We start from the raw sequence: 26,062 nt of genomic DNA on the forward strand, positions 1-26,062 counted from the left end.
CTCCTCGGCACCGTCCACAACCTCAGCAAACTCCTCGCCGGCACCGCAAAATCGCGCTCTTGACTCCCGGACGGGAGAAGTCGTGCGACAGCCTCGGACGTACCGGCGGGGCGCGCCGAAACGCCGCAGAGCTGGCACAGTGGTAGAGGGAACGTCCGGGTCCCACCGGACGTTGTCCTGTTGTGTACCCCAGTGCGGGAGGAGGAGAGCGCATGACCTACGACCGACTGGTGTGCGCCAACTGCGCGGCCCCGGTCGCCGAGGGCCGCTGCCCCGTCTGCCGCGCGAACCGGGAGCGTCTGACCCCCCAGGGTCCGTCCCCCGCGATGCTGCTGACGCTGGCTGTCGCGCTGCTCGCGGCGATCGCACTGCTCGCGGCGGTCCGGACGGTCTGATCCGGAGGGCGCGCGGAGCCCATACGAGCCGGAACCACACGAAGGGCCGGGGAGCGAACTCCCCGGCCCTTCGTCATGCGCGTACGCGGGTACGTCAGGCGGCGGTGCGGCCACCGGCGACGAGACGCGGCAGCATGCGGAAGCCGATGCCGCCGGCGATCATGGTCGCGGCACCGATGACCAGGAACGAGGTCTCGGCCGCGCCGGTCTCGGCGAGCTCCTCCTTCGCCTGGCCCTGCTGCACGGGCTGCGAGCCGGCGTTGTTGGTGTCCGGGTTGTTGTTGTCGGTGTCGACGCACTCGGCGCCGTCGAGGTCGACGGTGCAGGTGCCGGCGCCGCCGTCGGTCGACGAACCGCCACCGGTGGTGGAGGTGGAACCGCCGGTGGCCGACGAGCCGCCGGTGCTGGACGAGCCACCGGTGGCGGAGTTGCCGCCGTTGCCGTTGCCGTTCGAACCGCTGTTGCCGTTCGAGCCGGAGCTCGAACCGCTCGACGAGTTCCCGCCGTTGGACGACGAGTTGCCGCCGTTCGACGAGTTGCCGCCGTTGGTCGTGGTGCCGCCGTCGGTGGTCGTGCCACCGTCCGTGGTGGTGCCGCCGTCGGTGGTCGTGCCACCGTCGGTCGTGGTGCCACCGTCGGTGGTCGTGCCACCGTCCGTGGTGGTGCCACCGTCGGTCGTCGTGCCACCGTCGGTCGTGGTGCCACCGTCGGCGCTCGCGCCACCGGAGATCTGGCCGAGGCTGTCGCCGCCGCCGTCCGTCTCGCCTTCGGACTGGATACCGAGGCCCACGTCCTGGGACTGGTTCGTCTCCGAGCCGAGTCCACCCACGGCCTGCGCGGCACCGGCCGCCGTCAGGGACGCACCGGCGATGATCACGGCGCCGGCCGCGACCCGCACCAGGCGGATCCGCGTCTTGTTCGTCATCTGGCTGCTACCCCCAGTAGCTCATCTCGTCATGGGGCAGCGCTCGGGGCCCGCGCAGCAGGGGCGATGTCACGACTGGACCGGCCCCCGATCACACGCGTCCCAGGAAAGCGCATGCCAGTACGTCACCCTTCCGAGTTTCCGATGAGGCGTCAAGGTCGTTGCGCGTGCGATGCCCGAAAGATCACCAGGTGACCGAGATGCCATGATGCAACTGTGACGTAAACCCTGAACTACGGGCTCCGGGAGACCAGTTCCCTTGTCGACAAAGCGTCCCGACGGCCCCTCGTCTGCTTGCGTCAGCGAACGCGCGCGGGTGCGGAACGGCGCCGGGCCCCGCACCGAAGAGGTGCGGGGCCCGGACGCGTGGAGCCGTGGTTACTTGTCCTGCTGCTTGCGCCAGCGGATGCCCGCTTCGAGGAAGCCGTCGATCTCGCCGTCCAGGACGGCCTGCGGGTTGCCGACCTCGAACTCCGTACGGAGGTCCTTGACCATCTGGTACGGGTGGAGGACGTACGAGCGCATCTGGTTGCCCCAGGAGCTGCCGCTGTCCTTGAGGGCGTCCATCCGGGCCCGCTCCTCCTGGCGCTGACGCTCCAGCAGCTTGGCCTGGAGGACGTTCATCGCGCTCGCCTTGTTCTGGATCTGGGAGCGCTCGTTCTGGCAGGAGACGACGATGCCGGTCGGGAGGTGCGTGATGCGCACGGCCGAGTCGGTCGTGTTGACGCCCTGGCCGCCGGGGCCGGAGGCGCGGTAGACGTCGATGCGCAGCTCGGACTCGTCGATCTCGACGTGGTCGGAGGACTCGACGACCGGCAGGATCTCGACACCGGCGAAGGAGGTCTGGCGGCGGCCCTGGTTGTCGAAGGGCGAGATGCGGACCAGGCGGTGGGTGCCCTGCTCGACGGAGAGCGTGCCGTAGGCGTACGGGGCCTTCACCACGAAGGTGGTCGACTTGATGCCGGCCTCTTCCGCGTACGAGGTCTCGTAGATCTCGGTCGAGTAGCCGTGGCGCTCCGCCCAGCGCAGGTACATGCGCTGGAGCCGCTCGGCGAAGTCGGAGGCGTCGACACCGCCGGCCTCGGCCCGGATGTTGACCAGGGCCTCGCGCTCGTCGTACTCGCCGGAGAGGAGGGTGCGGACCTCCATCTCGTCGAGGGCCTTGCGGACGGAGACGAGCTCCGTCTCGGCCTCGGCGAGGGTGTCCGGGTCGTCCATCTCCTCCGCGAGCTCGAAGAGCACCGCGAGGTCGTCGATGCGCCCGCGCAGGGTCTCGGCCTTGCGGACCTCGGCCTGGAGGTGCGAAAGCTTGCTCGTGATCTTCTGCGCCGCCTCCGGGTCGTCCCACAGGGACGGGGCCGCGGCCTGCTCTTCGAGCACGGCGATGTCGGCCCTCAGCTTCTCGAGGTCCAGGACGGCCTCGATCGACCCCATGGTCGAGGAGAGGGACTTCAGCTCTTCGGATACATCGACGACTGCCACGCGTCCAGCGTAACGGCTCCGGGCCTGGAGCCGAACCTACGGCTGGGAGGACTGCTTGGAGTCCTGCGGCGGGGCGTCCCCGTCCCCGGCGACCGCGAGGTAGCCGCCGGCCCCGAGCGCGACCACGACCGCCGCGACGGCGAGCGTGATCCGGCGCTTGCGGACGGCGCCCGCCTTGTGCCGGGCCGAGCCGGGGCGGCGGGCGCCCGCCGGTCGCGGGGCGCGGGCGGTGCCGAGGGGGCCGCCGGAGAGCTCATCGGGGGCGGGGACCCGCATCGAGGTGTGGGTGTCGCGGTTGGAGTCGGCGGAGGCGCCCGGGACGAGGGGGACGGCGGCCCGGCGCGGCCCGGGTTCACCGGCGCCCGGGGCGGTGGCGTACGCGTCCTCCTCGTACGGCTCCGGCGCCGGTTCCGCGTCCGGCTCGTCCACGTCGAGCGGCGGGATGCCCTTGAGCAGCGGCAGGACGTCCCTGAGGCGGGTGGCGAGCTCGGAGGCGCGCAGCCGGGAGGCCGGGGCCTTCGCGAGGCACTGCACGATGAGCTGCCACAGCTCCTCGGGGATGCCGGGCAGCGGGACGACGGTCTCGGTGACGTGGCGGCGCAGCACGGCGCCCGGGTGGCCGCCGCCGAACGGGGTGAAGCCGGCGAGCAGCTCGTACAGGACGGTCGCGAGGGCGTAGATGTCGACGGCGGCGCGGGGCGGGAGGCCCTCGACGATCTCGGGGGCGAGGTAGTCGGGGGTGCCGATGATCCGGGTCGCCTTGGTGCGGCCGGGGGTGTCGATGAGCTTGGCGACGCCGAAGTCGGTGAGGAGGGCGGGGTGGGCACCGCCGGGCCCGAGCGGGCCCTCCATGTCCAGCAGGATGTTCTCGGGCTTGACGTCCCGGTGGACGACCCCGGCGGCGTGCGCGGCGGCGAGGGCCTCGGCGACGTCGAGGGTGATCGCGACGGCCGCCTCGGGGGCGAGGCGCCGCTCCCGGTCGAGGCGGGTGCGCAGGTCGGTGCCGCGGACCAGGTCCATGACGAGGGCGAGGTCGTTGCCGTCGACGACGAGGTCGCGGACCTTGACCACGCGGGGGTGGTCAAGGCCCAGGAGCGCGGTCCGCTCCTGGACGAAGCGGCCGACGAGCTCCTGGTCGGAGGCCAGGTCCTCGCGCAGCAGTTTGACGGCGACGGGCCCTTCGGGCCCCTCGCCGAGCCACACCGTTCCGGCGCTGCCCCGCCCGAGGATCTGGTGGGCGGTGTAGCGGCTGCCGATGTTCCGTGCCAAGACTGCTCCCTCAGCGGCTGCGGTTACGCCAAAGCTACGCGTCCGCGGGCGCCGGTCTCGACCTCCGAGGGGAAATCACCCCTCGGAAGTCGATAAATCGGCAGCATTACTGTCCCGTACCGCCGGTAGTACCCCCGCTGTCACCCAGGCTGGAGACCCAGTCGGTGAACGAGGAGATCCCGTCGCCGATCGCTTCCCAGTAGCCCTTGCCCTGGGCGACCCAGTCCTGGAGCGGGGTGAGATCCCAGACGAGCCAGCCGGCCACGACGAAGAGGACGATCATGACCAGGCAGCCCTTGAGGCAGCCGAGGCCGGGGATCCGCACCGGGTTGGCGCTGCGCTGACGCGGCGGGCGCGGCTCGCGCGGCGCCGGAGCCTGGGGCGGCGGCTGCGGCGGCTGGTACTGCTGCTGGGGCGGCGCGTACTGCTGCTGCGGGGGCGGCGGCGGCGCGTACTGCTGCGGCTGGTGCTGCTGGGGGTACTGCTGGGGCGCGGGCCGCTGCGGGGCGGGGCGCTGCTGTCCGTACGCCTGTGGGGGCTGCTGGCCGTACGCGCCGGGCTGCCGCCCGTCCTGCGGAGGCTGCTGGCCGTACGCGCCGGGGCGGCCGTCCTGCGGGGGCTGCTGCCGCTGCGGGCGCCGGCGCAGCGGGTCCTGGCTCGGGTCCAGGTACTGCACCTGGGTCTGCTCGTTGCGGTCGCGGGCCGCGCGCAGTTGGCTCTGCCAGGGGTGCGGCTCCTCGGCCTGCGCGCCCTGCGGCGGCTGCGGCGGCACGGGGGGCATCACGGCCGTCGGATCGGCGGCGCCCGCCGGCCCGCCGGTCGGCATGACGCTGGTCGCCCCGGCGGGGTCGTAGCGCGGGGGCATCCCGGCGCCGGTGGGCAGCACCTGGGTGGGGTCCGCGGCCCCCGGGGCCTGGGCGCCCGGGGTCTCCGGGACCGGAGCGGGCGCCGGATCGGGGGCGAGGAGCGCGCCGACGCCCTCCGCGGCCTCGATCTGGGCGGGCGTGGCGTGCACGCCGATGCCGGCGGCGACCGCGCGCAGGCCGCGGGCGAGGTTCTCGGCGCTCGGACGCCGGTCCGGGTCCTTGCTGAGGCAGCGCTCTATGACCGTCCACAGGGGTCCGGGCACGGTCGAGGGGCGGCGCGGCTCCTCGCTGAGGTGCCGGTGGAGGACCTCGAGGGCGGTGCCTCCGGCGAACGGGGGCCGGCCGGTGACGAGCTCGTAGAGCAGGATGCCCGCACCGTAGATGTCGACGGCGGAGGTCTGCGGGCGGCCCTCGGCGGACTCCGGCGCCACGTACGCGGGCGTGCCGACGAATTCGTGGGTGCGGGTCAGGCCCGGGGAGTCCGCGAGGCGCGCGATGCCGAAGTCGGTGAGCATCGGGTGCATCTGGCCGCCCTGCTCGGCGAGCAGGACGTTGGCCGGCTTGAGGTCGCGGTGGACGACGCCGTCGGCGTGGCTGGCGGCGAGCGCGTCGGCGATCTGGGCCGTCAGGAGGGAGGCGGCGACCGGGGTGAGCGGGCCGCTCTCCCTGATGTACCGGTGCAGGTCCGGGCCCTCGACGAGGTCCATGACGAGGGCGAGGACATCGCCCTCGACGACCAGGTCGCGGGTGCGCACGATGTTCGGGTGGGTGAGCCGGAGCAGGACGGACCGCTCGCGCAGGAAGCGCATCACGATGTCCGCGTCGTTGGCCAGCTCCTCCTTGAGGACCTTGATCGCCACGGTCTCGCCGGGCTGGCCGGCCACGGCCGCCTCGGCGCCCGCCGTCTCCCGCTGGCGGGCTCGCCAGACGGTGCCCGTGGCGCCGCGGCCGAGCGGCTCCTCGAGCAGGTACTTGCTGCCGATAGGCCGCACGTCACGCGCTCCCTGCTGATCGTGGTCCTGGGGTGGTCCTGGTGATGTCCCCGGGGTCCCTGTCCTCTGTTGTGACCCGTCCGGGTGTCCGACCCACTTTAGTGCCGCCGAACGGGTCACAGGCCGGTCGTCCACAGGCGGATTCCGATGCGGTGTTCGAGTCTCGCCGGTGGTCCGGAGCGAACGGAACTTGTCCGGAAGAAGACGCTCCACGAGGTGGGACGGTTGCCGCGCATGCCCCGAAGGGATGCTCATGCGGGCATTTTCCGGTCCACAGCCGACCATTCAAGATCACTTGTTGCCGACCCGGGGGCGCGTTGTCGGCGGCAGGTGCGAGGATGCCTCCAGCACGTCGCATCGGTGGGGTCGGGAGCCCCCGCGCCGTGCCGACCTGTACCGGACGACGCGTCCGTGCCGGGTGGGGGGAGTCACAGGGCGGTTCCCCTGCCGGGCATCTCGCGCAGAAGGGACCGCTGACGGCGATGCAGATCCGGCTGACCGTCCTCGCGCCGTACGCCGGCCACGGCGCCGGGCGCGCCTGCGACGTGCTCGTCACGGCCCCCGCGGGCACGGCGCTCGCCGCCGTCGCCTCCCAGCTGGCCGCCGCCGTCACCGGCCCCGACACCTCGGCCTCGGGCACGGCCGTGCTCTACGCGGGCGCGGAGCGGCTCGACGGCCGGCGCTGCGTCCTCGGCGAACCGCCGCTCGTCGACGGCGCCGTCCTCTCCCTCCAGCTCCCCGGTCCGGACGACCGGGTCGGCGAGGCCGCCTCCGCCCGCCTGCACGTGGTCGAGGGCCCGGACGCCGGCGGGGTGCACCTGCTGCACGGCGGAGCGATCAGAATCGGCCGTTCCGTCGACGCGGACGTCCCGCTCGACGACCCCGACGTCTCCCGCGCGCACTGCACGGTGACCGTCGGGGAGAGCGGCCGGGTCACCGTCGCCGACCTGGGCTCGACCAACGGGACGACCCTCGACGGCGTGCCCGTCGGCGACCGCCCCGTCCGGCTCCGCCCCGGCGCCCTGCTGCGGCTCGGCGAGTCCGCCCTCCGCCTGACCGGCCCCGGCGGCGCCCCCGGCGGCACGGACACGGTGGCGACGGCCCCGGACGGCGAGGGCCACCTGCGGGTCGCCCACGGCACGGACGGCCACGACACCGCCGACGGACCGGCCCACGGCCACCGCGCGGGACGGGCCGCCGGCCCCGGCGCGGCTCCCGGCCGCCCCGCGGACGCCACCACCGGCGACACGACCCACGGCGGCGCGCGCGGCGCCGTCCTCGGCGACGCGGCCGGCGGGACGAACCCCTACGCCCCCCACGACCGCGACGACCGGCACCCGGACCCGTACGCCGACCCCGCCGACCGGTACCCCGATCCGTACGGCACCGGCCCCGGCGACCGCGGCCACGCGCGCGCGGGAGAGCCCGCCGAGGGCCACGACGACGGTGGCGAGGCGCACAGCAGGACCCGGCAGACCCGCGGCCGTGAGACCCCGCAGGCCGGCTCCGGCCGGGCGGGCGGCAAGCGCGGGCTCGGCGCGTGGGCCCGACGCCTGACGAGCGGGCGCGAGGAGCTGCCGGCCCCCGCCGCCACCGGCCCCGTCCCCGACACCCACGCCGGCACCCGGCCCGGCACCGGCACGCGCGCGGGCGCCCCCGACGCCGAGCCGGTGGCGGACACCTGGCCCGACCCCGCCACCGTCCTGCTCACCGCCCTCGGCCCCGGGCCCCGGCTCTGGGAGCGGGCGGCCGGCCACCCCGAGGCGCTGGTGGTCCGGCTCGGCACCACGGACCGTGCCGAGCTGTCCGGCGTGCCGGTCACCGTCGGGCTGCGCGAGGCCGGTTCCCTCGGCCTGGCGGGCCCCGCAGCCCGGCTGGCCGGACTCGCCCGCTCGGTCGTCGCCCAGCTCGCCGCCCTGCACTCCCCCGCCGACCTGGAGATCGTGCTGATCAGCGCCGACCGGAACCGCTCCCTGGAGGAGCGGCGCCGCGCCTGGGGCTGGCTCGGCTGGCTCCCGCACGTCCGGCCGGCCCACGGCCAGGACTGCCGGCTGCTCCTGGCGTACGACCGCGAGCAGGCGCAGGCCCGTACGGCGGAGCTGACCCGGCGCCTCGACGACGGCCCGCTCGGCCCCGGCTGGCCGAGCGCCGACCGCGCCTCCGTCGCCGAGGCCGCGGCCCGCCACGACGGACCGACGACGGTCGTGGTCGTGGACGGCGACCCCGGTTCGGCGGCGCTGCGCGAGACGGTCGCGCGGCTCGCGGGGGTCGGCCCGGCGGCCGGAATCCACCTCCTGTGCCTGGCCGAGGCGCCCTCGGCCACCCCGGAATCGCCGGTGGCCGCCACGTACGAGGCCGCGTGCGCCGCGTCCCTGGCGTTCCGCGAGTGCGGGGCCTTCGCACTGCTCAGCGGCGACGTGGCGACGGCGCTGCGGCTGCTGCGCACCGCCGACGGGCGGGTCGCGGGCCACGGCACCGTCGGCGTGGTCGACGCGGTCTCCGTCGCGTGGGCCGAGCGGTTCGGGCGCGCCCTCGCCCCCCTGCGGACGGAGAGCGCGGCGGCGCCGTACGGCCGGGCCGCCGCGCTGCCCCCGTCGGCCCGCCTCCTCGACGAACTCGGACTCGCCCGGGCCACCCCCGCCTCCCTGATGGCCCGCTGGGCCTCGGCCGGCGACGGGACGGCCGTGCTGGGCGCCGGACCGCGCGGCCCGCTGGCGGTGGACCTCACCCAGGAGGGCCCGCACCTGCTGATCGAGGGGCCCGCGGGCAGCGGGCGGACCGAGCTGCTCCGCTCGATCGCCGCCTCCCTCGCGGCCGGCGGCCGCCCCGACCGGCTCGGCCTGCTCCTCGTGGACGGTGCGGGCGGCGAGCGCGGCGAAGGTCTCGCGGCCTGTACGGAGCTGCCGCACGTCACCGAGCACCTGGTCGCCTCGGACCCGGTCCGGATGCGGGAGTTCGCGCAGGCGCTCGGCGCCGAACTGAAGCGCCGGGCGGAGCTCCTCGGCGACGGCCACTTCGCGGACCGCCGCGGCGCCCGCTCCGCGTCCCCCGCCGAGCGGCTGATCGGCCAGCGCTCCCCCAGCGCCGCCGAGTCCTTGCCCCAGACCGCCCGCGCGACCGTCCGCGTCCCCGACACGGGCGACCTCACGGACCGCCTGAGCGGCCGCACCCTGCGCACCGGCGACGGCTCCATAGGCTCCCTCCCCAGCAGCCGTGGCGGCCGCCTCCCGTACCCGGGCACGGGAGACCTCGGCGGCCGCCCCAGCAGCCGCACCCTGCGCACCGGCGACGGCGACCTCACCGACCGCCCCAGTGGCCGTGTGACCCGTACCGGCGACGGCGACCTCGGCGGCCGGGCCGCGTACCCGGGTGCCGGAGACCTCGGCGACCGTCCCGGCGGCCGTGCGGCCCGTGCCGGTGACGGGTCGCCCGACGAGCGGGCCGGCGGCCGGACGCGGCCGGGCGGGGACGCCTTCCTCGCGGACACGCCCAGTGGGCGGCTGCCCCGGCGGGACGGCGGGTCCCTCGACGACCGGCCGAGCAGCCGGACCCTCCGTACGAACGACGGAGACCTCACCGACCACCCGAGCGGCCGAGTCTCCCGGACCGGCGCCGACGACATCACCGGCCGGACCAGTGGCCGGGTCCCCCATCCGGGGGCGGAGGCGGCAGGGGGCCGGATTCCGCGGCCCGCGTCGGGGGAGCAGGCTCCGGCGAGAGTGGCGGGGGCCGGACAGCTGCCGCGGCTGGTGGTGCTGGTGGACGACTTCGACGCGCTGGTCGCACCGGCGCTCGGCGCGCCCGGCCGGCCGGCCGCGGGCTCGGTCGTGCGGGCCCTGGAGGCGGTCGCGCGGAACGGCGAGCGGCTCGGGGTGCACCTCGTCGCGACCTCGGCGCGCCCGGACCGTACGGCCGACACGGAGCTGGCCCACGGGGCCCGGCTGCGGATCGTGCTCGACATGCCTCCGGCGGTCGCGGGGCCGGACGTGCCGGCGGCCGGGCGGGGCCGCCTCGGTCATCCGGACGGCCGGGTGACCCCGTTCCAGGCGGGCCGGGTCACGGGCCGGATCCCCCGGACGGGGACGCTGCGCCCGACGGTCGTCCCGCTGGAGTGGGAGCGGATGGGCGACCCGCCCACCCGCCGACCGGTCCGCGAGCTGGGCAACGGTCCGACGGACCTGGCCCTTCTGGCGAGCGCGCTCGACCGGGCGGCCCGCTCGGTCGAGGCGACGCCGGTGGCCCCGCTGGCCCCTGCGACGCACGGCTGACGGGACGTCACGAGGCGGCAACGATCGTCCACTTGACGCGGGAGGCGGTATTGCGGGGCCTCGCCGCCCGGCGTAGACCTGTCGGCACGGGACAGCGACGCGCACGGGAGAGACGGGGCAGCGATGCGTACAACTCTTCGTCCACGCAAGGCCGCAGTGACCATGACGGCGCTCACGGCGCTCACCGCACTCGCCCTCGCGGCCTGTGGCGGCGAGGCCGGTAAGGATCCGGGGCCGACGGCGGGCGGCGAACTGCCGCTCAAGGGCGAGAAGATCGAGGTCGCCGCCGTCTGGACGGGCCCCGAGCAGGAGAACTTCACCAAGGTGCTGCGGGAGTTCGAGAAGCGCACCGGGGCGACGGTCACGTTCGTGCCCGCCCAGGACCCGATCGTGAACTTCCTCGGGACGAAAATCGCGGGCGGCTCGCCGCCGGACGTGGCGATGCTTCCGCAGGTGGGCGCGATCCAGCAGGCCGCCGCCCAGAAGTGGCTCAAGCCGGTGGGCCCGGAGGCCGAGGCGCAGCTGGCCGCGAACTACTCCCGCGGCTGGCAGGAGCTGGGGGCGGTGGACGGCACCCAGTACGGGGTGTACTTCAAGGCCGCCAACAAGTCCCTGGTCTGGTACAACACCGCCGTCTTCGAGAACGCGGGCGCGTCCGAGCCGAAGACCTGGAAGGACTTCCTCGCCACCGCGGAGACGATCTCGGCGTCCGGCGTCACGCCCGTTTCGGTGGGCGGCGCGGACGGCTGGACCCTCACCGACTGGTTCGAGAACATCTACCTCTCGCAGGCGGGTCCGGCCAAGTACGACCAGTTGGCGAAGCACACGATCAAGTGGACGGACCCGTCCGTCGCCGCGGCCCTGAACACCCTCGCGGAACTGTTCGGCAAGCCGGCGCTGATCGCGGGCGGCACGAGTGGCGCCCTGCAGACGGAGTACCCGGTGTCGGTCACGCAGACGTTCACGGGCGGCGACCAGCCCAAGGGGGCGATGGTCTTCGAGGGCGACTTCGCCGCCGTCAACATCGCCCAGACCGAGGCGAAGATCGGGACGGACGCGAAGGTCTTCCCGTTCCCGACCGTCGGCGCCGGCACCGCCCCGGTGGTGACGGCCGGCGACGCGGCCGTGGCCCTCAAGGACACCAAGGGCGCGCACGCGCTGCTCGCCTTCCTCGCCTCCCCGGACGCGGCGAGGATCTGGGCGGCCGAGGGCGGTTTCCTCTCCCCGAACAAGAACCTGGACCCGGCCGCGTACCCGAACGACGTCCAGCGCGAGATCGCGAAGGCGCTCATCGGCGCCGGCGACGACTTCCGCTTCGACATGTCGGACCAGATGCCGCAGTCGTTCGGCGGCACCCCCGGCAAGGGCGAGTGGAAGGCCCTCCAGGACTTCCTGAAGAACCCGAAGGACGTCGCCGGGACGCAGGCGCGCCTGGAGGCGGACGCGGCGAAGGCGTACCGGGCCGCCGCGAAGGGCTGAGGCCGGCATGCCGAGGGTCACCCGCACGAGCAGGACGGTGGCGGCGGGGTTCCTGCTCCCCGCCCTGCTCCTGCTCGGTGCGCTGGTCGTCTACCCGATCGGGTACTCCGTCCAGCGCTCGCTCTTCGACCGCGCCGGGACCTCCTTCGTCGGCCTGGACAACTACCTCTCCCTCGTCACCGACGACTCGCTCCGCACCGCCGTCCGCAACAACCTGATCTGGCTGGTCGTGGCGCCGGCCGTGGCGACCGCGCTCGGTCTGGTCTTCGCGGTGCTCACCGAACGCGTCCGCTGGGGCACGGCGTTCAAGCTGGTCGTCTTCATGCCGATGGCGATCTCGATGCTGGCCGCCGGGATCATCTTCCGGCTCGTCTACGAACAGGACCCGGACCGCGGGGTCGCGAACGCCGTCTGGGTCGGGGTCCACGACACGTTCGCCGAGGCGTCCGGCTTCCCGCGGGCCCGGCCGCTGCCGGTGCACCCGCTGAAGGCGGCGGGCGGCGGCGCGTTCGTCACCAAGGAACCGGTCCGCGCCGGGGAGCCCGTACGGCTGCCGCTGATCGGGGTGGCTCCGGGGCGGATGCCGCAGGAGGCCCGGCCGGCCCGCGAGCCCGCTCCGCCGCCCGCGGGCGCGATCACCGGAACCGCGTGGCTGGACTTCACCCGGGGCGGCGGCGGGCGGCCGAACACGGTCGACCCGGCCGAACAGGGTCTGGCGGGCCTGCGGATCGAGGCCGTACGGGACGGGAAGGTGGTGGCCACGGCCACGGCGGCGGCCGACGGCACCTTCTCGCTGCCCGCCGACCGCGCCGACGGCGCCGTCCTGCGCCTGCCCGCGAGCAACTTCCGCGAGCAGTACGACGGCGTGGAGTGGCTGGGGCCCTCGCTCGTCACCCCGGCCGTCATCGGGGCGTACGTGTGGATGTGGGCCGGGTTCGCGATGGTGCTGATCGGGGCCGGGCTCGCGGCGGTGCCGCGCGAGCTGCTCGAAGCGGCGCGGGTGGACGGGGCGAACGAGTGGCAGGTGTTCCGCCGGATCACGGTGCCGCTCCTGGCCCCGGTCCTCGCGGTCGTCCTCGTCACGCTGATGATCAACGTCCTCAAGGTCTTCGACCTGGTCTTCGTGATCGCGCCGGGCTCGGCCCAGGACGACGCGAACGTGCTCGCGCTCCAGCTGTACCGCTCGTCCTTCGGCACGGACGCGGACCTCGGGGTGGGCTCGGCGATCGCGGTCGTCCTGCTCCTCCTCGTCCTGCCGGTGATGGCGGTCAACATCCGCCGCATACGAAGGGAGACCCGCCGATGACGTCGCCCGCCTCCCGGATCGCCGCCGGGGCCGCCTCCGGCGCGGTCCGCGTCTTCCTCGTCCTGGCCGGGCTGTTCTGGCTGCTGCCCACGGCCGGGCTGCTGGTCTCCTCGCTCCGCTCGCCCGCCGACATCGCGGCGGGCGGCTGGTGGCAGGTGTTCACGGCCCCGGCCCGGCTGACCACCGAGAACTACGCGCACCTCCTGGCGAACGAGACGATCACCGGCTCGCTGCTCTCCACCGTCCTGATCACCGTTCCGGCGACGCTCCTCGTGCTCGTCCTCGGATCGTTCGCCGGGTACGCGTTCGCCTGGCTGGAGTTCCCCGGCCGCGACTGGTGGTTCCTCGGCGTGGTGGCGCTGCTCGTGGTGCCGGTGCAGGTCGCGCTGGTCCCGGTGTCGAAGCTGTTCGGCGCGGTCGGGCTGTTCGAGACGACGCTCGGGGTCGTCCTCTTCCACACGGCGTTCGGCCTGCCGTTCGCGATCTTCCTGCTGCGGAACTTCTTCGCGGAGATCCCGCGCGAGCTCCTGGAGGCGGGGCGGCTGGACGGGGCCGGCGAGATCCGGCTCTTCACCCGGGTGGTGCTGCCCCTCGGCGGTCCCGCGATCGCCTCGCTGGGGATCTTCCAGTTCCTGTGGGTCTGGAACGACATGCTGATCGCGCTGATCTTCGCGGACTCGCAGTCGCCGCCGATCACGGTGGCGCTCCAGCAGCAGGTACGCCAGTTCGGCAACAACGTGGACGTGCTCGCGCCGGGCGCGTTCCTGTCGATGGTGGTGCCGCTGCTGGTGTTCTTCGCCTTCCAGCGCCAGTTCGCGTCCGGGGTGATGGCGGGCGCGGTCAAGTAGGCCGGCCCCGGCGGGTCACGCGCGGAGCGCCGCCACCGCCGCGCGCGCGAGGTCGTCCGCGTACCCCGGCGGCGGGGGCGTGCGGACGACGGCGAGCCGCCAGTAGAGCGGTCCGACGATCAGGTCGAGGGCGCGGGCGGGGTCGGTGCCCTCGGGGAGTTCGCCGCGGGCGACGGCCTCGTGGACGATCCGGGTGACCACACCCTGCTGGCCGTCGAGCAGTGTGGAGGTGACGGTCTCGGCGATCTCGGGGTGCCGGGCGGCCTCGACGAGGAGCTCGGGGATGACCTGCGAGGCGACCGGGTGGCGCAGGGCGTGCGAGGCCACTTGGAGGAGCGCGCGCACGTCGCCGTGGAGGGAGCCGGTGGCGGGTGCGGGCAGGCCCTGGGCGGCGAAGGCGCCGACGAGGTCGAGGACCAGGGAGAGCTTGGACTTCCAGCGCCGGTAGACGGCGGTCTTGCCGACGCCCGCGCGGCGCGCGATGCCCTCGATGGACATCCGGGCGTAGCCGACGGCCGCGAGCTCCTCGAAGACGGCGGCGCGGATGGCCTCGGTCACGTCCTCGCGGAGTACGGCGGCTCCGGCGGGGGCGCGGCGGGGGGTCGGATCGGTCATGACGGCATCCTAACCAACGCCCACGTTACGACGATACGGTTGCGTTCCGACGTGCCCGCGGCCTACGCTCCTCCCAGCGACGCGACGATACGGACCCGTCCCGTCGTCACCGACACCCCGCCCACCGGGAGCACCATCGGGAGCCCCCTCGCCGAAAGCGCCCGCCCGTGACCACGACCCTCGCCCCACCTCCGCAGCAGGCCCCCGAGGAGGATCTGCGCGCGCTCGCCCTCCGCCACGGCCTCACCGTCAGCGGCGCCCGCCCCTCGCTCCCCGCCTACGTCAGGCAGCTCTGGTCCCGACGCGACTTCATCGCCGCGTTCGCGACGGCCCGCCTGACCGCCCAGTACAGCCAGGCGCGCCTCGGCCAGGTCTGGCAGGTGATGACCCCTCTCCTCAACGCGGCCGTGTACTACGCGATCTTCGGCGTCCTGATGAACGCCAAGCACGGCGTCCCGGACTACGTCCCCTTCCTGATCACCGGCATCTTCGTGTGGACGTTCACCTCCGACACGGTCATGGCCGGCACCCGGGCGATCAGCGGCAACCTGGGCCTGGTCCGCGCCCTGCACTTCCCGCGCGCCAGCCTGCCGGTCTCGCTCGCGCTCCAGCAGCTCCAGCAGCTGCTGCTGTCGCTCGCCGCGCTGGTCGCGATCCTGTTCTCGTTCGGCGAGTTCCCCACCTGGAGCTGGCTGCTCGCGGTCCCCGCGCTCGCGTGCCAGGCCCTGTTCAACACCGGCGTGGCGCTCGTCCTGGCCCGGATGGCGGCCCGCACCCCGGACATCAGCCAGCTGATGCCGTTCGTGCTCCGCACCTGGATGTACGCGTCGGGCGTCATGTGGTCGATCCAGAGCCTGGCGGGCAGCGGCCGCTTCCCGGCGGCCGTGACGCTGGCCCTCCAGTGCAATCCGGCGGCGGTCTACATCGACCTCATGCGGTTCGCCCTGATCGAGAGCTACACCTCGGCGCAGCTGCCGCCGCACGTCTGGGCGCTGGCCGCCGGCTGGGCCCTGCTGGCCTTCGGCGGCGGTTTCATCTGGTTCTGGAAGGCAGAGGAGACGTACGGCCGTGGCTGAGGAACGGAAGACCCCGACGGTCGTGGCGGACGGCGTCCACATCACGTACACCGTCCACGGCGGCGCCCACCCCGGCGGCCGGGGCAACGCCACGGCCGCGCTCGGCCGGATGCTCCGCCGCGGCCGTACGGCTCCGGCCGGCCGCCGGGTCCACGCGGTGCGGGGCGTCAGCTTCGTCGCGTACCGGGGCGAGGCGATTGGCCTGATCGGTTCGAACGGATCCGGGAAATCCACCCTCCTGAAGGCCATCGCGGGCCTCCAGCCCGTCAGCGCGGGCCAGGTCTACACCCAGGGCCGGCCGTCCCTGCTCGGCGTCAACGCGGCCCTGATGAACGATCTGACCGGCGAGCGGAACGTGCTCCTGGGCGGTCTCGCGATGGGCATGAGCCGCACCGAGGTGCGCGAGCGCTACGACGGCATCGTCGACTTCTCCGGCATCAACGAGAAGGACGACGCGATCTCCCGCCCCATGCGGACGTACTCCTCCGGGATGGGCGCCCGGCTGCGCTTCTCCATCGCCGCCGCCAAGAGCCACGACGTCCTCCTCATCGACGAGGCCCTGTCGACCGGCGACGCGCGCTTCCGCCGCCGCAGCCAGCGGCGGATCGACGAGCTGCGGGCGGAGGCGGGCACGGTCTTCCTGGTCAGCCACTCGAACTCCACGATCACGGAGACCTGCGAGCGGGCCCTGTGGCTGGAGGCGGGGACGCTGCGGATGGACGGCCCGGCGAAGGAGGTGGTGGCGGCGTACGAGGAGTTCACGGCCAAGCCGGAGGCGAGGACACCGAGCAAACAGGACATTGCGGGCTAAAGTGCGGTGGGATGACGAACGATCACCCTCAGTCGCCACCCCGGGCCGACAGCGAACCGCCCGTACCGCCCCGGGCCGCCGGCGAACCGCCGGTCCCGCCCCGGGCCGGCAGTGAGCCCCCCGCCCTGACCAAGTCCCCCTTCGACTCGGACACCTTCACCTCCGCCACCTTCGTCACCGTCGGCCGCGGCCCCTACCTCGCCCTCGCCGCCGTCTGGCTCCTCACCCGGGCCGGCATGGTCCTGCTGCTCCTCCGCGACAGCCTCGGCATCGGCGGGGTGGGCCGCGAGGTCGCCCTCTACGAGCACTGGTACGGCCAGTTCGCCCAGGGCACCTTCCCGCCCGGCGACGCCACCTGGCAGTACCCGCCCGGCGCGGGCCTGGTGATCATGTCGCCGGGCATCCTGCCCTGGCTCACGTACTTCCAGGCGTTCGTCACCCTCACGCTCCTCGCCGACGCGGTCGTCGCCCTCGCCCTCGCCCGCGCGGACAGCGCGCGCCTCACCCACGGCGCCTGGATCTGGGTCTGCGGCCTCCCGCTCCTCCTCCACCTGCCGCTCGCCCGGTACGACGTCCAGACCACCGCCCTCGCCGTCCTCGCGCTCCTCGCGCTCGGCGCCCGCTCGACCGCCGCCCACCAGCTCGGCGGGGCGCTCGCCGGAATCGGCGCGATGGTCAAGGTCTGGCCGGTGCTCACGCTGATCGGCACACCCCGGGGCCGTACCACCCGCGAGGCGTGGACCGCCGCCGCCGTGACCGCCCTCGCCCTCCTCGCCACCCTCGCGCTCTTCTTCTCCGAGTCCCTCGGCTTCCTGCGCCAGCAGGGCAGCCGCGGCATCCAGATCGAGTCCCTGGGCGGCACGGCCCTCGCCGCGGTCCGGGCCGCCGGCGTCTGGCCGGGCCGGGTCGAGTTCCGCTACGGCGCCTTCGAGTACGTCGGCCCGTACGTCTCCAGCATCGGCCACCTCGCCCTGCTGCTCACCGTCGCCGCCTTCGGCTGGCTGCTGCTCTGGCGCGTCCGCGCCCGCCACTGGACCGCGGCCACCCCCCTCGACGCGGCCTTCACGGCCGTCCTGCTCTTCACCGCCACCAGCCGGGTGATCAGCCCCCAGTACATGATCTGGCTGATCGGCCTCGCCGCCGTCTGCCTGACCTCCCGCCACACCGTGATGCGCCCCGTCGCCCTGCTGCTGCTCCCCGCGGCCGCGCTCAGCTCCCTCGCCTACCCCGTCCTGTACGCCGACGTCGTCGCCGGCACCCCCACCGGCCTCACCGTCATGCTCCTCCGCAACGCCCTCCTCCTGGCCGCCACCCTGCTCGCCGCCCGCCGCCTCTGGACCTCCACGGTCACCGGGCCTGCGGAGCGGGCCGCCTGAGCGGGCCCCCGGGGTACGCGGAAGGGCCCCACCGGAACACCGGTGGGGCCCTTCGCCGTCACGCGACTAGCTGTGCGTGCGGAGCAGCGTGCGCATGGTCCGCATCGCGACCGACAGGTTCGCCAGGTCGAAGGTGTCCGAGCCCTGGATCTCCTCCAGGGTCGTCCGGGCGCGGCCGAGGATCGCCGCGTTCTTCTCTTCCCACGCCTTGAACCGCTCTTCGGGGCTCGTCGTGCCGTTGCCGACGGTCAGGACGTCGGCGGTCAGCGCCGAGTGGGCCGCGAACAGGTCCTCGCGGATCGAGGCGCGGGCCATCGACTGCCACCGGTCGGCGCGCGGCAGCTCGATGATCCGGTCCATCAGGTCGGTGATCCGCAGCCGGTCGGCGAGGTCGTAGTAGACCTCGGCCACCGCGAGCGGCTCCTTGCCCATCCGGTCCGCGATCGCGACGACGTCGAGGATCGGGAAGGCGGAGGAGAAGCCGGCGACCCGCAGCGCGAGCTCCTCCGGCACGCCGAACCCGGTCAGCTCCTCCAGGATCGACTGGTACCACTCCAGGTCCGAGCCGCGCAGCAGCTGAGGCAGCTGCGTCCAGACCTCCTCGACACGCTCGGCGAAGAACTCGATCGTCTCGCCGATCTGGAGCGGCTGCGGCCGGTTGTTGAGCAGCCAGCGCGTGCCGCGCTCGACGAGCCGGCGGGAGTGCAGGCGCATCTGGGTCTGGATCTCGGCCGGCACCTGGTTGTCGAGGGCCTCGACGGCGTCCCAGACCTGGCCGAGCCGGAAGACGGCGCGGGCGGCGGTCTGCGCCCGGACGATCTCCTCGATCGACGCGCCGGTCTCCTCGCGGAGGCGGTGCAGGAAGGTCGAGCCACCGGTGTTGACGGTGTCGTTGACCAGGACGGTGGTGATGATCTCGCGGCGCAGGGCGTGATTGTCGACGGCCTCGGTGAACTTCTCGCGCAGCAGCGTCGGGAAGTACGCGTGGAGCAGCCCGCGCAGGTACGGGTCGTCCGGCAGCTCCGTGCCGATCAGCTCGTCGGCCACCGTGATCTTGGTGTACGCGAGGAGGACGGCGAGCTCCGGCTGGCTCAGACCGCGGCTGTTGTTGAGCAGGTCGCGGACCTGCCGGTCGCTGGGCAGGAACTCCAGGGAGCGGTCGAGGCTGCCGTCGCGGCCCAGGCGGCGCATGAACCGCTGGTGGGCGTGGAGCAGCGAGGGCGACTGGGCGACGGCGTTGGCGAGGGCGGTGTTCTGCGCGTAGTTGTTGCGCAGGACGAGTCGGCCGACCTCGTCGGTCATCTCCGCGAGGATCTTGTTGCGCTGCTTGACGGTCATGTCGCCCTCGGTGACGAGCCCGTTGAGCAGGATCTTGATGTTGACCTCGTGGTCGGAGGTGTCGACGCCGGCGCTGTTGTCGATGGCGTCGGTGTTGACCTTGCCGCCCTGGCCCTCGGGGCCGCCGCCGCGGGCGAACTCGATGCGGCCGAGCTGGGTCGCGCCGAGGTTGCCGCCCTCGCCGATGACCTGGGCGCGGACGTTCTGGCCGTCGACGCGGATGGCGTCGTTGGCCTTGTCGCCGACGTCGGCGTTGGACTCGGCCGACGACTTGACGTACGTACCGATGCCGCCGTTCCACAGCAGGTCGACGGGCGCGTGGAGGACGGCCTTCATCAGCTCGGCCGGGGTCATCTTGGTGACCCCGTCCTCGATGCCGAGGGCGGCCCTGACCTGCGCGTTGACCGGGATCGACTTGGCGCTGCGGGGGTGGATGCCGCCGCCCGCGGAGAGCAGCGACAGGTCGTAGTCGGCCCAGGACGAGCGGGGCAGCTCGAAGAGGCGGCGGCGCTCGGCGTAGGAGGCGGCCGCTTCCGGGTTCGGGTCGATGAAGATGTGCCGGTGGTCGAAGGCGGCGACGAGCCTGATGTGCTCGCTCAGCAGCATGCCGTTGCCGAAGACGTCGCCGGACATGTCGCCGACGCCGACGACCGTGAAGTCCTCGGTCTGGGTGTCGTGGCCCAGCTCGCGGAAGTGGCGCTTGACGGACTCCCAGGCACCGCGGGCGGTGATGCCCATGCCCTTGTGGTCGTAGCCGGCCGAGCCGCCGGAGGCGAAGGCGTCGCCGAGCCAGAAGCCGTAGTCCTCGGCGACCCCGTTGGCGATGTCGGAGAAGGTCGCGGTGCCCTTGTCGGCGGCGACGACCAGGTAGGTGTCGTCCTCGTCGTGACGGACCACGTCGGCCGGCGGCACGACCTCGCCCGCGACCAGGTTGTCGGTGATGTCGAGCAGCGCCGAGATGAAGGTCTTGTACGAGGCGATGCCCTCGGCCAGCCAGGCGTCCCGGTCCACGGACGGGTCCGGGAGCTGCTTGGCGACGAAGCCGCCCTTGGCGCCGACCGGCACGATGACGGTGTTCTTCACCATCTGCGCCTTGACCAGGCCGAGGATCTCCGTACGGAAGTCCTCGCGGCGGTCGGACCAGCGCAGGCCGCCTCGGGCGACCTTGCCGAAGCGCAGGTGGACGCCCTCGACGCGGGGCGAGTACACCCAGATCTCGAAGGCGGGGCGCGGGGCGGGCAGGTCGGGGATGGCCTGCGGGTCGAACTTCATCGACACATAGGCGTGCGGGGTGCCGTCGACCGACTTCTGGAAGAAGTTGGTCCGCAGCGTGGCCTTGATGACGGTGAGGAAGGAGCGCAGGATCCGGTCCTCGTCCAGGCTCGCGACCTGGTCGAGGGCGCCGTCCAGCTCCTCCAGGATGCCGTCGGTCAGCTCGGTGCCGGCGCGCTGGCGCTCCGGGGCCATCCGGGCCTCGAAGAGGGAGACGAGCAGCCGGGTGGTGTGGACGTTGTTGCGGAGGGTGTCCTCCATGTAGTCCTGGCTGAACGTCGCACCTGCCTGGCGCAGGTACTTGGCGTAGGCGCGCAGCACCATCGCCTCGCGCCAGGTGAGCCCGGCGGAGAGGACGAGGGAGTTGAAGTTGTCGTTCTCGGCCTCGCCGGTCCAGGTGGCGGCGAACGCCTCCTGGAAGCGCTCGCGGGCGTCGCCGCCGACGTAGTCGCCGCCGTTGCCCGTCGGGGCGGGCATCCGCAGACCGAAGTCGTAGATCCAGGCGTGCGTGGTGTCGGCGCAGCGCAGCTCGTACGGGCGCTCGTCGGTGACCTCGACGCCGAGCCGGTTGAGCACCGGCAGGACGGCGGAGAGGGAGATCTGGTCGCCCGTCTTGTAGATCTTGAAGCGGCGCTCGCCGGGGCCGGCGGCGACCGGCTCGTAGAGGGAGAGCGCGAAGTCCTTGCCGCTGGCGGCGACGGCCTCCATGCGGACCAGGTCGGCGACGGCGGCGCGCGGCGAGTGGTCGGCCTTGTAGCCCTCGGAGAAGGCGTTGCCGTAGCGGCGGAGCAGCTCGGCGGCGCGCTCCTCGCCGAACTCGGCGTTGAGGGCCTCGCCGAAGCCGTCGGACCAGGAGCGGGCGGCCTCGACGAGCCGGGTCTCGATGCGGTCGACGTCGGCGTCGGTGAGCTTGGCGAGTTCGGTGCCGGGCTTCACGCGGACGACGAAGTGGAGGCGGGAGAGGATCGACTCGGTGTTCCAGGCGGTGAAGTCGACGCTGGTGCCGTCGAGCTCCTCCTTCAGGATGTCGATGATCCGCAGCCGGACGCGGGTCGTGTAGCGGTCGCGCGGCAGGTAGACGAGGGCCGAGTAGTAACGGCCGTACTCGTCCTGGCGCAGGTAGAGCCGCAGCCGGCGGCGTTCCTGGAGGTACAGGACGCTGGTGACGATGGACCGGAGCTGGTCGACCGGGGTCTGGAACAGCTCGTCGCGCGGGTAGGTCTCCAGGATCTGGAGCAGGTCGCGGCCGTCGTGGCTGTTCGGCGAGAAGCCGGCGCCCGCGAGGACCTCCTGGACCTTGCGCTTGACGACCGGGACCCGGCGGACGGACTCGGTGTACGCGGCGGACGAGAACAGTCCGAGGAAGCGCCGCTCGCCGACGACGTTGCCGTCGGCGTCGAACTTCTTCACGCCGACGTAGTCGAGGTACGAGGGGCGGTGCACGGTCGCCCGGCTGTTGGCCTTCGTCAGGATCAGCAGCTTGTGCTCGCGCGCCTTGGCGCGGGCGTCGGCGGGCAGCCGGCTGAAGGAGGGCGAGACGGGGTGGGCGTGGTGGCCCTGGTCGGCGTCGGCGTGCTTCGGGTCGGAGCGGAGGATGCCGAGACCGGTGCCGGGGACTGCGGTCAGGGCGTCCCCGTTGACCAGCTCGTACTCGCGGTAGCCGAGGAAGGTGAAGTGGTCGTCGGCGAGCCAGCGCAGCAGCTCGCGGGCCTCCTCCACCTCGGTCGGCCGCAGGTCGGAGGCGGTGGGCTCGGCGGGGAGCCCGTCCGCGATGCGCAGCGCGGCGTCGCGCATCTTGTCCCAGTCCTCGACCGTCTCGCGGACGTCGGACAGGACGCGCAGCAGGTCGGAGGTGATCTGCTTGAGGTCGGCGCGGTCGGTCTCGCGGTCGATCTCGACGTGGATCCACGACTCGGTGAGCGCGTCGTGCGGCAGCTCGCCGTCGAACTGGGCCGACAGGACCTCGATGAGCTTGCCGGTGACGTCACGGCGGACGAGGACCTGCGGGTGGATCACGACGTGGATGCCGCGGCCCTGGCGGGAGAGCTCGTTGGTCACCGAGTCGACGAGGAAGGGCATGTCGTCGGTGACGACCTCGACGACGGAGTGGCTGCTCGTCCAGCCGTTCTCCTCGACCGTCGGGGTGTGGACGCGCACGTTCGCGGTGCCCTGGGGGCGGTTCTCCGCGAGCCGGTAGTGGGAGAGCGCGGCGCCGAACACGTCGACCGGGTCCCGGTCGCCGAGGTCCTCGGGCGCGGTGTGCAGGTAGTAGCGCTGGAGGTAGTCGAGCACCGTGTCCCGGTCGGGGCGCTTCCCCGCACCCTCCGGGCCCGTCGGAAGTCGCCCCCCGACCGGGCTGTGCTCAGCTACCCGAGCGGCCCTTTCGAGCAGCTCGGCCTTTGCTTCGTCCAGCTTGGTCTGCATGTCCTCTGGCTCCTGTCGCGCGCCGTTGCGTGACGTCGGTGGAAGAAAGGGCACAACGCCACGACGCGGTGGTTCCGGTCGGAGACGACGTTATGCCCGGATGAGAGATGCCCGGGTCGTTATCGGCCACGGAGCGCGGCGCGCCCGGGCGGGAAGGATCGGCGAACGCACCGTCGGCCCGGCCGCTGTCGCGGACCGGGCGGCAGCCGGGGGCTTCGCTGCCCCCACGGCGTATCGCGCTGATCACGGCAAAAGCCTATCGCCCCCGCACCCCGAACCGTCATGAGCCGTATGCGTACAAAAGAGCGGGCGAAGTTTGACGTTATGGACAGCGACACGTGTCCTCTTGGCAAACCGGCCCGTCGGGGGCAGCGTGTACGCGAGCATGGGGCACAGCACGACAGACCGACCATCTGTGACCTGGGAGAGCCATGGCGAAGATCCTGATCGTGACCGGGGACGCGGCGGAATCCCTGGAGGTGATGTACCCCTACCAGCGGCTTCTGGAGGAGGGCTACGAGGTCGACATCGCCGCCCCGGCCCGTAAGACGCTGCGGTTCGTGGTCCACGACTTCGAGCCCGGATTCGACACGTACACCGAGAAGCCGGGCTACACCTGGCCCGCCGACCTGGCCTTCTCGGAGGTCGACCCGGGCGCGTACCTGGCGGTGGTGATCCCGGGCGGCCGCGCTCCGGAGTACCTGCGCAACGACCCCGAGCTCCGCAAGATCCTCAAGGCGTTCTTCGACGCCGACAAGCCGGTCGCGCAGATCTGCCACGGCCCGCTCCTGACGGCCGCCGTGGGCAGCCTGGAGGGCCGCCGCGTCACCGCCTACCCCGCCCTGGAGCTCGACATGCAGGCGGCGGGCGCCACCTTCCAGGACTCCGCGGCCGTCGTCGACGGCCTCCTCGTCTCCTCCCGTGCCTGGCCCGACCACCCGAGCTGGATGCGCGAATTCCTCAAGGTCCTGCGTTCCAAGGGCTGACACCCCGGGCCCGTCGGGTGGTCGTCGGCGTTCGTACCCGCCCCGGCCGCCCGCCGGTCCGCACCCGGGCCGGTGGGTGGCCATCGGGGCGCACGCGGCCCGCTCGGCCGACCCGCGACCGGACAGGCATGGCCCGGGCCGCGCCGCCCCGCAGGGGGCGCCGGCGAACGGCTACGCCAGCTCCTCCGCGACGGCGACCGCCTCCTCCAGCGAGTCCACCACGGGCACCCCGACCCGCTCCAGGGAAGCCCGGCTGTGCGACCCCCCGGTGTACAGCACCGCCCTCGCCCCCACGTGCGCCGCGGCCACCGCGTCGTCCGCCGCGTCGCCGATGACGACCACCTGCTCGGCCGGCACGCGCAGCGCGGCCAGGTGCCGCACCATGTGCCCGGACTTCCCGTCCGTCGTCGCGTCGGCGCGCCCGTCCATGCGGACGAACCGCTCGGCGATCCCGTGCCTCCGTACGAGCGGTATCAGCTCGGCGTGCGGCGCGAGCGACAGCAGCGACTGCGTGAACCCGGACTCCTGCCGCGCGGCGAGCAGCTCCGCGGCGCCGACCGTCAGCCCGCAGCCCTCGGCCCGCTGCCAGTAGTGCCGGTGGAAGGCGCCGTCCATGACGGTCCACTCCGCGTCGGTGGGCAGCCGCCCCATGAGCCGCTCGTAGAACTTCGGCACCGGCACCGTGTACAGCTCCCGGTACTGCTCCAGGGTGATCGATGCGAGCCCGAGCTCCGCGAAGGCGGCGTTCGTGGCGCCGATCACCGCGCCGGTGTCGTCGAGCAGTGTGCCGTTCCAGTCCCAGACCAGATGCTTCCCGTGCTTCCCCATGGGGAGACGGTACCCGCCGCCTCGGACGGCGAAGAGCCTCCGGGGCGCGGAAGGGCGTCAGCCCAGCAGCCCGGGAATCTCCTGCACGCCGAACCAGAGCAGCTCGTGGTCCTCGGCGCCGTCCACGACGAACCGGGCGTCGTCGTCGCCCTGGTCCGCCGCTCCCAGCGCGCCCGCCGCCGCGGTGACGTCCGCCTCGGCGTCGTCCGCGTCGGCGTGCACCGCCGCCGCCTTGGACAGCGGGACGGGGCCGGCGATCCGGACCTCGCCGATGGAGTCGGCGTGCAGCCCGCCGTCGGGGTCGGCGGCCGCGTCCTTGTCGGCGACGTCGACGGCGACGACGATCCGGCGCCGGGGCGCCCCGGGCTCGCCGGCGAGGAGTCGCAGGGAGGCGGCCGCGGCCCGGTTGAGCGCCGCGTACTCCAGTTCCTCGATGTCGTCGGAGACGTACCACTCGCGCAGCGCGGGGGTGACGGCGTAGGCGGTCAGCGGGCCGGGGCCCAGCTCGCCCGCCTTGTGCGCCTGTGCGAGACCGGGGAGGGTCAGGGGGACGTACACGCGCATGGCTGGCCGCTTTCGTAGACGGAGAGGCCCTCAGGATACGTGCGGAGTCCCCCTTCGGGGTTCCCGGCCGACGTCCGCCGCCGTCCACCTCCGTCCGCCGCGGGAGGCCGTTTCCGGGCACCTGGAGAGCCGATTTTCCGGGGCGTCACCCGGATAGGTGATTCCGTTTTCGGGCGGCTGCCGCGAGCCGGAGTCCTTGCGGGCCCTCGGAGCCCACCCGTACAAGATCCCCAACGGAAAGTTACCGCTCGGTATCGCTCGGTTACGGAACGACAAGGGGACCGCCATGACCACCACGCTCACCAGCCAGCCGCAGCCGCACGTGCCGGGGCAGACGCGGCAGCCGCACGCCGCCACGGCGACCACCCGCCCGCGCACCCCTCGCCCCCGCACCGCCCCCGGAGGACCGGCGGGCACCCGCCCCCGCGGGCACGCGGGCACACACCCCCGCACTCCCGCGCCGCCCCGCGCGCTGCCCCCGCACACCGTCTTCGCCGAGCGCCTCCTCGCCGTCCTCAGCGGGGAGCGCCCCGTCCACTGGATGCTCGGCCACACCGTCGGCGAGGCGTACGAGCAGCTCGTCCTGCTCGCCCCGCTGACGCCCCTGCGGTCGCTCGGCCCCCGGCCCGTCCTGCGCCGCTGCTCGGCGCAGGTGCACGACGGCCGGACGGCCGTGGAGGCATTCGCGACGATCGCCACCGGCCCCCGCGTCCGGGCGATGGCGTTCCGCCTGGAGCGCGGCGCCGACCAGCGCTGGCGCTGCGCCGCCGTGGAGCTCGACGGCCTCGCCGCGGGCGTCCACCGGGCGTGAGGCGCACCGACCGCCCCGCATGCCGCTCGCCGCGGGCGCCCGCCGGACATGAGGCGCACCGCCCGCCCCGCATGACGAAGGGGCCGGCCGCCCACCGGGCAACCGACCCCTCGCACCGCTCACCGCCTCGG

General features: G+C 73.6%; 18 protein-coding genes. 10 read left to right on the forward strand and 8 right to left on the reverse strand.

Annotated elements, in window-relative coordinates:
* The first annotated feature begins 212 nt into the window (after positions 1 to 212).
* Positions 213 to 395 carry a hypothetical protein gene (locus tag ACFVZH_RS35160; RefSeq protein WP_351782936.1) on the forward strand — a complete coding sequence of 61 codons (183 nt, stop codon included), beginning with the start codon at positions 213 to 215 and terminating at the stop codon, positions 393 to 395.
* A 94-nt stretch (positions 396 to 489) separates the two neighbouring features.
* Here the strand turns inward: ACFVZH_RS35160 and ACFVZH_RS35165 are convergent, their stop codons facing one another.
* The 4 genes from ACFVZH_RS35165 to ACFVZH_RS35180 all read right to left on the reverse strand — a co-directional run bounded on the left by ACFVZH_RS35165 (position 490) and on the right by ACFVZH_RS35180 (position 5,929).
* Positions 490 to 1,320, reverse strand: coding sequence for a hypothetical protein (locus ACFVZH_RS35165; protein WP_384903925.1), 831 nt, complete (start codon positions 1,318 to 1,320; stop codon positions 490 to 492).
* Positions 1,321 to 1,698: 378 nt separating this feature from the next.
* The gene (gene prfB / locus ACFVZH_RS35170) at positions 1,699 to 2,802 is read right to left on the reverse strand and encodes a peptide chain release factor 2 (protein ID WP_384903927.1); all 1,104 of its coding nucleotides are present in this window, start codon (positions 2,800 to 2,802) and stop codon (positions 1,699 to 1,701) included.
* A gap of 36 nt (positions 2,803 to 2,838) precedes the next feature.
* Positions 2,839 to 4,071 carry a serine/threonine-protein kinase gene (locus ACFVZH_RS35175; RefSeq protein WP_384903929.1) on the reverse strand — a complete coding sequence of 411 codons (1,233 nt, stop codon included), beginning with the start codon at positions 4,069 to 4,071 and terminating at the stop codon, positions 2,839 to 2,841.
* 106 nt (positions 4,072 to 4,177) lie between these two features.
* Entirely contained in the window at positions 4,178 to 5,929 is a 1,752-nt protein-coding gene (locus tag ACFVZH_RS35180) for a protein kinase (RefSeq protein ID WP_384903931.1), read from the reverse strand.
* 482 nt (positions 5,930 to 6,411) lie between these two features.
* Here ACFVZH_RS35180 and ACFVZH_RS35185 point away from each other — a divergent pair, with 482 nt between their 5' ends.
* The 4 genes from ACFVZH_RS35185 (at position 6,412) to ACFVZH_RS35200 (ending at position 13,830) form a co-directional block, all read left to right on the forward strand.
* Positions 6,412 to 10,197, forward strand: coding sequence for an FHA domain-containing protein (locus ACFVZH_RS35185; RefSeq protein WP_384903933.1), 3,786 nt, complete (start codon positions 6,412 to 6,414; stop codon positions 10,195 to 10,197).
* Between the two features lie 123 nt (positions 10,198 to 10,320).
* On the forward strand, positions 10,321 to 11,676 hold the full coding sequence (locus ACFVZH_RS35190) for an ABC transporter substrate-binding protein (RefSeq protein ID WP_384903935.1): 1,356 nt from the start codon (positions 10,321 to 10,323) through the stop codon (positions 11,674 to 11,676).
* 7 nt (positions 11,677 to 11,683) lie between these two features.
* Positions 11,684 to 12,982, forward strand: coding sequence for a carbohydrate ABC transporter permease (locus tag ACFVZH_RS35195; RefSeq protein ID WP_384903937.1), 1,299 nt, complete (start codon positions 11,684 to 11,686; stop codon positions 12,980 to 12,982).
* A complete protein-coding gene (locus ACFVZH_RS35200; RefSeq protein WP_384903940.1) occupies positions 12,979 to 13,830 on the forward strand; it encodes a carbohydrate ABC transporter permease in 852 nt (283 codons plus the stop codon). Before ACFVZH_RS35195 ends, ACFVZH_RS35200 begins: the two co-directional genes overlap by 4 nt.
* 15 nt (positions 13,831 to 13,845) lie before the next feature.
* Here ACFVZH_RS35200 and ACFVZH_RS35205 read toward each other — a convergent pair whose 3' ends face one another.
* A complete protein-coding gene (locus tag ACFVZH_RS35205; protein ID WP_384903942.1) occupies positions 13,846 to 14,445 on the reverse strand; it encodes a TetR/AcrR family transcriptional regulator in 600 nt (199 codons plus the stop codon).
* Between the two features lie 167 nt (positions 14,446 to 14,612).
* Between ACFVZH_RS35205 and ACFVZH_RS35210 the strand changes: the two genes are divergently transcribed.
* Genes ACFVZH_RS35210 through ACFVZH_RS35220 form a run of 3 tightly spaced genes read left to right on the forward strand, consistent with a single transcriptional unit; the run spans position 14,613 to position 17,708 of the window.
* Entirely contained in the window at positions 14,613 to 15,521 is a 909-nt protein-coding gene (locus ACFVZH_RS35210; protein WP_384903944.1) for an ABC transporter permease, read from the forward strand.
* The gene (locus ACFVZH_RS35215) at positions 15,514 to 16,332 is read left to right on the forward strand and encodes an ABC transporter ATP-binding protein (protein WP_384903946.1); all 819 of its coding nucleotides are present in this window, start codon (positions 15,514 to 15,516) and stop codon (positions 16,330 to 16,332) included. The genes ACFVZH_RS35210 and ACFVZH_RS35215 overlap by 8 nt, the downstream gene beginning before the upstream one ends.
* 11 nt (positions 16,333 to 16,343) lie before the next feature.
* Positions 16,344 to 17,708 carry a glycosyltransferase 87 family protein gene (locus tag ACFVZH_RS35220; RefSeq protein ID WP_384903948.1) on the forward strand — a complete coding sequence of 455 codons (1,365 nt, stop codon included), beginning with the start codon at positions 16,344 to 16,346 and terminating at the stop codon, positions 17,706 to 17,708.
* A 66-nt stretch (positions 17,709 to 17,774) separates the two neighbouring features.
* On the opposite strand, the gene ACFVZH_RS35225 is transcribed toward ACFVZH_RS35220, so the two are convergent.
* Entirely contained in the window at positions 17,775 to 22,742 is a 4,968-nt protein-coding gene (locus ACFVZH_RS35225; RefSeq protein ID WP_384903950.1) for an NAD-glutamate dehydrogenase, read from the reverse strand.
* Positions 22,743 to 23,173: 431 nt separating this feature from the next.
* On the opposite strand from ACFVZH_RS35225, the gene ACFVZH_RS35230 reads away from it, so the two are divergent.
* Entirely contained in the window at positions 23,174 to 23,728 is a 555-nt protein-coding gene (locus ACFVZH_RS35230) for a DJ-1/PfpI family protein (protein ID WP_384903952.1), read from the forward strand.
* Between the two features lie 171 nt (positions 23,729 to 23,899).
* On the opposite strand, the gene ACFVZH_RS35235 is transcribed toward ACFVZH_RS35230, so the two are convergent.
* Together ACFVZH_RS35235 and ACFVZH_RS35240 are read right to left on the reverse strand one after the other, a co-directional pair.
* Positions 23,900 to 24,556 (reverse strand): HAD family hydrolase, encoded by a 657-nt coding sequence (locus ACFVZH_RS35235; protein ID WP_384903954.1) that lies wholly within the window; start codon positions 24,554 to 24,556, stop codon positions 23,900 to 23,902.
* Between the two features lie 57 nt (positions 24,557 to 24,613).
* Positions 24,614 to 25,120, reverse strand: a complete 507-nt coding sequence (locus ACFVZH_RS35240; protein WP_384903956.1) for a DUF6912 family protein — start codon at positions 25,118 to 25,120, stop codon at positions 24,614 to 24,616.
* 286 nt (positions 25,121 to 25,406) lie between these two features.
* Between ACFVZH_RS35240 and ACFVZH_RS35245 the strand changes: the two genes are divergently transcribed.
* Positions 25,407 to 25,931, forward strand: coding sequence for an Rv3235 family protein (locus ACFVZH_RS35245; protein WP_384903958.1), 525 nt, complete (start codon positions 25,407 to 25,409; stop codon positions 25,929 to 25,931).
* Positions 25,932 to 26,062 lie beyond the last annotated feature (131 nt).

Origin of the sequence: Streptomyces sp. NPDC059534 (assembly GCF_042743475.1) — a bacterium.
Taxonomy (GTDB): Bacteria; Actinomycetota; Actinomycetes; order Streptomycetales; family Streptomycetaceae; genus Streptomyces.